The sequence below is a fragment of the Mycobacterium sp. genome (genome assembly GCF_050700595.1).
In the GTDB taxonomy this organism is placed as follows: Bacteria; Actinomycetota; Actinomycetes; order Mycobacteriales; family Mycobacteriaceae; genus Mycobacterium.
In genome coordinates this window covers 1-4,541 of sequence record NZ_JBOHHI010000002.1, presented here as the reverse complement: position 1 = coordinate 4,541, position 4,541 = coordinate 1, and the positions used below count along the sequence as shown (strand labels likewise).

The window sequence follows — 4,541 nt, the reverse complement described above, 5'->3', positions numbered from 1 at the left end:
GTGTTGGTCCCGATGGTCACCGAGATCGCCGGCTCGTCAACGCTGATCCGCGGCAACGCTTTCGGGTTGGCGGGATCGGCGAGCGTGTCGCCGATCATGATCTCGCCGATGCCGGCCACCGCGACGATGTCGCCCGCGATGGCCTCCTCGGTCGGTGAGCGCTCGACGCCCTCGGTGGCCAGCAGTTCGGTGATCTTCGCGGTGGCGACGACGGGTTCGCCATCGATCTCACGAAGCCACGCCACCTGCTGGCCCTTGCGCAGCCGGCCGTTGTAGATGCGGATCAGCGCCAGCCGGCCCAAAAACGTCGACGCGTCCAGGTTGGTCACCAGCGCCTGCAGCGGCGCGTCCGGGTCGCCGGACGGCGGTGGAATGTGTTGCAGCAGAACGTCGAAGAGCGGGTCGAGGTTATCGCCGTCCGGAATCTGGCCGTCTGGCGGCGCCACGGTGCTGGCCACCCCGTGCCGCCCGGACGCGTACAGGGTCGGCAGGCCAAGGGCTGCTTCGGCGGCCTTGGCCGCCTCGTCGTCGAGGTCGGACGCGACGTCGAGCAGGAGGTCATGGCTGGCGTCGACGACCTCGGCGATGCGGGCGTCGGGCCGGTCGGTTTTGTTGACGACGAGGATCACCGGCAGATGCGCGGCCAGCGCCTTGCGCAGCACGAACCGGGTCTGCGGCAGCGGCCCTTCGGACGCGTCGACCAGTAGCAGCACGCCGTCGACCATCGACAGCCCGCGTTCTACCTCGCCGCCGAAGTCGGCGTGGCCGGGGGTGTCGATGACGTTGATCACGGTGACGCTGCCGTCGGGGTGATGGCGGTGCACCGCGGTGTTCTTGGCCAGGATCGTGATGCCCTTTTCCCGCTCCAGATCCCCGGTGTCGAGCACGCGCTCAGTGGCCTCACCGCGCTCATGCAGCGCTCCCGACTGCCGCAGCATGCCGTCGACCAGCGTGGTCTTGCCGTGGTCGACGTGCGCGACGATCGCGACGTTACGAAACTGCACCGGGTGATTCTGGCAGAGCCGCCGGCGCGTCCGGCGTGCCGGTGAGAACCGTCACAAGTGATCGGGCAAGAATATCGTGATACGATACATTATCAGTAGCTCGTCTATGGGAGGTGTCCGCGATGACCATCTGTGAAGTCTTGACCGTCGTCCTCATCGTCGTAATGGCGGCCGCCAGCACTGCCGGGATCTACCTGGGCCTGTTGGGCATGGTCGATCAGCTCTACATCGTCCGCTGCGCCGGGTGCAACCACGTGACGTTCTCGTCGACGAAGCAGCCACCACAATCCTGTTGGTATTGCCGCCATCCGGTGCTGGCGCATCCGGTTCTCAGGGCTCGAGTGACACCATGCGCAGGCGTTGCACCTCTTCAAGATGCATTGAGGTGAGCGTTTCCAGGCGCTCGGAGCCCACATCGGTGAGCCGCAATCGGATCACCCGCTGGTCGTCGGCGTCGCGGACTCGCCCGACCAGCCCCGCGGTCTCGGCGCGCTGGATCAGCTCGCCGGCACTGTGGTGCCGTAGCAGCAGGTACTCCGCGACGTCGCCGATCGTGGGTCCGCGCCGGTCGCCATGTCCGCGGATCGCCAGCAGCAACTGGTGCTGCATCGGCGTCATTCCCGCCGATCGGGCCTGCCCGGCGCTCCAGTGCTCGAAGCGGCGCAGTTCGGTGCGCAACCGTAACAACCGCGCGTAGACCTCATCGGGCAGACCCACGGCTGTCTGTTTACCAGCCGCGCCTGCGTGGTGCCGAGCCAACCAGCTGATTCTCCTCCCCCGCTGCGCGGCTGCGGTAGGTCTCGCGGCTGCGGTAGACGATGTAGGGGCGGAACAGATAGCCGACCGGTGCGCTGAACACGTGCACCAGTCGGGTGAACGGCCAGAGACAAAACAGCACCATCCCGATCGCCGCGTGCAGCTGGTAGTCCAGCGGTGCGCCGACCATGTTCTGACCGCCCGGCCGCAGGATGAAGATGCCGCGGAACCACACCCCGACGGTGTTGCGGTAGTGGTACACGTGAGCATGGCCTTCCAGGCCGGTGCCGAGCAGTGTGCAGTACAAGCCGACCAGCAGCGCCAGCACCAGCACCACATACATCACCTTGTCGCTCACCGTGGTGGCCATCCGCACCGGACCGCGGGTCATCCGCCGGTAGATCAGCAACCCGATACCGACGACGGTCGCCGTACCGGCGATGGTCCCGAGCAACACGGCCTGCACGTGGTAGGTCTCTTCGGTTATCCCCAGCGCCTTGGTCGCCCGTGGCGGAACGACCAAACCCATGACGTGGCCGAAGAAAACCGCCAGGATGCCGAAATGAAAGACCGGGCTGGCGATTTGCAGCAGACGCGACTCGTAGATCTGTGACGAGCGAGATGTCCAGCCGAACTTGTCGTAGCGATAGCGCCACCAGCTGCCGACCAGCAGGATCGCCAACGTCACATATGGCGAGATGTCCCAAAAAATTGCGGCGCGATCCAACTTAGCCGCCTCCTTCGCGTCGCGGTGGCACGGTCAAGGTAAACGGTTGCAGCCCAACGGCCTCCGCCGGTGGCCCGGATTCGGCGAGGCGACGCGCCCGCTGTAGCTCCTGGTCGGTGACCGGCGGCAGGGTTTCACACAACGCGGCGATGGTGTGCGCATACGGCGACTGCGCTTGCATCAACGCCTGCTGCAGCACGTCGATGGGCACCCGGTTCTCGGTCAGCAGCCGACGCCCCGCGTCGGGGTCGACCGCGGCGGCGAACTCGAGCACCACCGGCAGGTGGTCGGGGGCTTCGCTGCGCGGCGGCTCCACGCCGGCGTCCCGATACATGTTAGCGAACGCCAGCATTTCGCGGCCGCGGTTACGGGTGTCGCCGGCGGTCCAGTACGTCAGGTACATCGTCGAACGGCGCCGCATGTCGAACGTTTCTACATAGTCGGTGGCGGCGGCGAGCGGATCGGTGGCCCGCAGTGCGGCGAGGGTGCGCGCCAGTAACTCTCGCGCCGTGCCCTCGATGTGGGTCAGCAGCGTATCGACGGTGTCGAGCCGTTCGTCACGTTGTTCGTCGGGGTAGGCCAGCAGCAGCGAAGCCGCCTGCCAGGCGAACCGGTCGGAAAGGGCGGGTCCGCGCGACCGTGCGAGCAGTTTCATCGCTGCTGCTCTTCGGGGAACATCCCGGCCGGCGCGCCGTCACCGTCCCAGTCCAACAGGTTCACCCGCGCCGGACGTTGACCGTTGGCCCCCCGGTGGGTTTGTTGTTGGCGCATCGCGTGGAAGCTCTCCACGGCGACCGGCACCGGACCTTCGCTCGGATTGGCGAACGGACCGGATTCGTACATGCCCGGTCCGCCGTCGCTGGATAGCGAGCACTCCATGTCGGCTGCCGCTGCGGGGATTTCACCCGTGTAGGCAGTCGGAATGACGTAACGCTCCTCGTATTTCGCGATGGCCAGCAGCCGGTACATCTCGTAGATCTGCTCCTCGCTCATCCCCACCGACGCCGGAATGTGCGGCTGGGTCTCGCGGCCCAGGTTGATGTCGCGCATGTACGACCGCATCGCAGCCAGTCTGTGCAGCACGCCGTCGACCACCGTGGTGTCACCGGCGGTGAACAGTTCGGCCAGATAGGCGATCGGGATGCGCAGCGCTTCGATCGCGCCGAACAGGTTGCCGACGTCTTCGCCGTCGTGCCCGTCTCGGCTGACCGCGTCGACCACCGGCGACAGCGGCGGGATGTACCAAACCATCGGCATGGTGCGGTATTCCGGGTGCAGCGGCAGCGCCACCTTGTAACGGTTGATCAACGCATAGACCGGCGAGCGCTGCGCGGCCCCGATCCACTCGTCGGAGATACCCTCCGCTTGGGCAGCGGCGATCACCTCGGGATCGTCGGGATCCAGCAAGACCCCACACTGCGCCTCGTAGAGGTCGGTGTCGGTTTCCACCGCGGCGGCCTGAAGGACGCGGTCGGCGTCGTAGAGCACCAACCCGAGGTAGCGCAGCCGTCCCACACAGGTTTCCGAACAGATCGTCGGCAGTCCGACCTCGATGCGCGGGTAGCAAAGCGTGCACTTCTCGGCCTTGCCGGTCTTGTGGTTGAAATACACCTTCTTGTACGGACATCCCGACACGCACATCCGCCAGCCGCGGCAGCGGTCCTGGTCGACGAGCACGATGCCGTCCTCACTTCGCTTGTACATCGCGCCGGACGGACACGACGCCACACAGGACGGGTTCAGGCAGTGCTCGCAGATTCGGGGCAGGTAGAACATGAAGGTGTCTTCGAGCGTCTGCCTGACCTCGTCGCCGACCTTCTTCAGGATCGGGTCGTTGGCCATGGTTGCCGCCGACCCGGCCAGGTTGTCGTCCCAGTTCGGCCCCCAGGAAACCTTCATCGGCTTACCACTGATCAGGCTGCGCGGCTGCGCGACCGGGAACGTGTCGCCCAGCGGCGCCGAGGTGAGGTTCTCGTAGTCGTAGGTCCACGGCTCGTAATAGTCGTTGATGCCGGGCAGCCTGGGGTTGGCGAAAATCCGCAGCAGCTTGGAAA

5 protein-coding genes are annotated in these 4,541 nt (G+C 66.1%); all 5 read right to left on the bottom strand.

The annotated features are described in order from the left end of the window. Positions 1-1,004, bottom strand: a 1,004-nt coding sequence (locus ACRDTL_RS00110; protein ID WP_431504699.1) for a GTP-binding protein, incomplete at its 3' end; no start/stop codon positions are given. Positions 1,005-1,334: 330 nt separating this feature from the next. Next, positions 1,335-1,721 carry a MarR family winged helix-turn-helix transcriptional regulator gene (locus ACRDTL_RS00105; protein ID WP_431504698.1) on the bottom strand — a complete coding sequence of 129 codons (387 nt, stop codon included), beginning with the start codon at positions 1,719-1,721 and terminating at the stop codon, positions 1,335-1,337. A 10-nt stretch (positions 1,722-1,731) separates the two neighbouring features. Then, complete coding sequence (gene narI / locus ACRDTL_RS00100) at positions 1,732-2,487, bottom strand: respiratory nitrate reductase subunit gamma (RefSeq protein WP_431504697.1); 756 nt, start codon at positions 2,485-2,487, stop codon at positions 1,732-1,734. A gap of 1 nt (position 2,488) precedes the next feature. Continuing rightward, positions 2,489-3,142: a nitrate reductase molybdenum cofactor assembly chaperone gene (gene narJ / locus ACRDTL_RS00095; RefSeq protein ID WP_431504696.1), complete on the bottom strand. Its 654-nt coding sequence runs from the start codon at positions 3,140-3,142 to the stop codon at positions 2,489-2,491. Continuing rightward, positions 3,139-4,541: nitrate reductase subunit beta (narH, locus tag ACRDTL_RS00090; protein ID WP_431504695.1), on the bottom strand; the 1,403-nt coding region annotated here is incomplete at its 5' end. The genes narJ and narH, both read right to left, overlap by 4 nt.

What these genes read in the sequence shown, in the direction of transcription:
- narJ (WP_431504696.1), bottom strand. Translation starts at nt 3,142, where the DNA reads ATGAAACTGCTCGCACGGTCGCGCGGACCCGCCCTTTCCGACCGGTTC.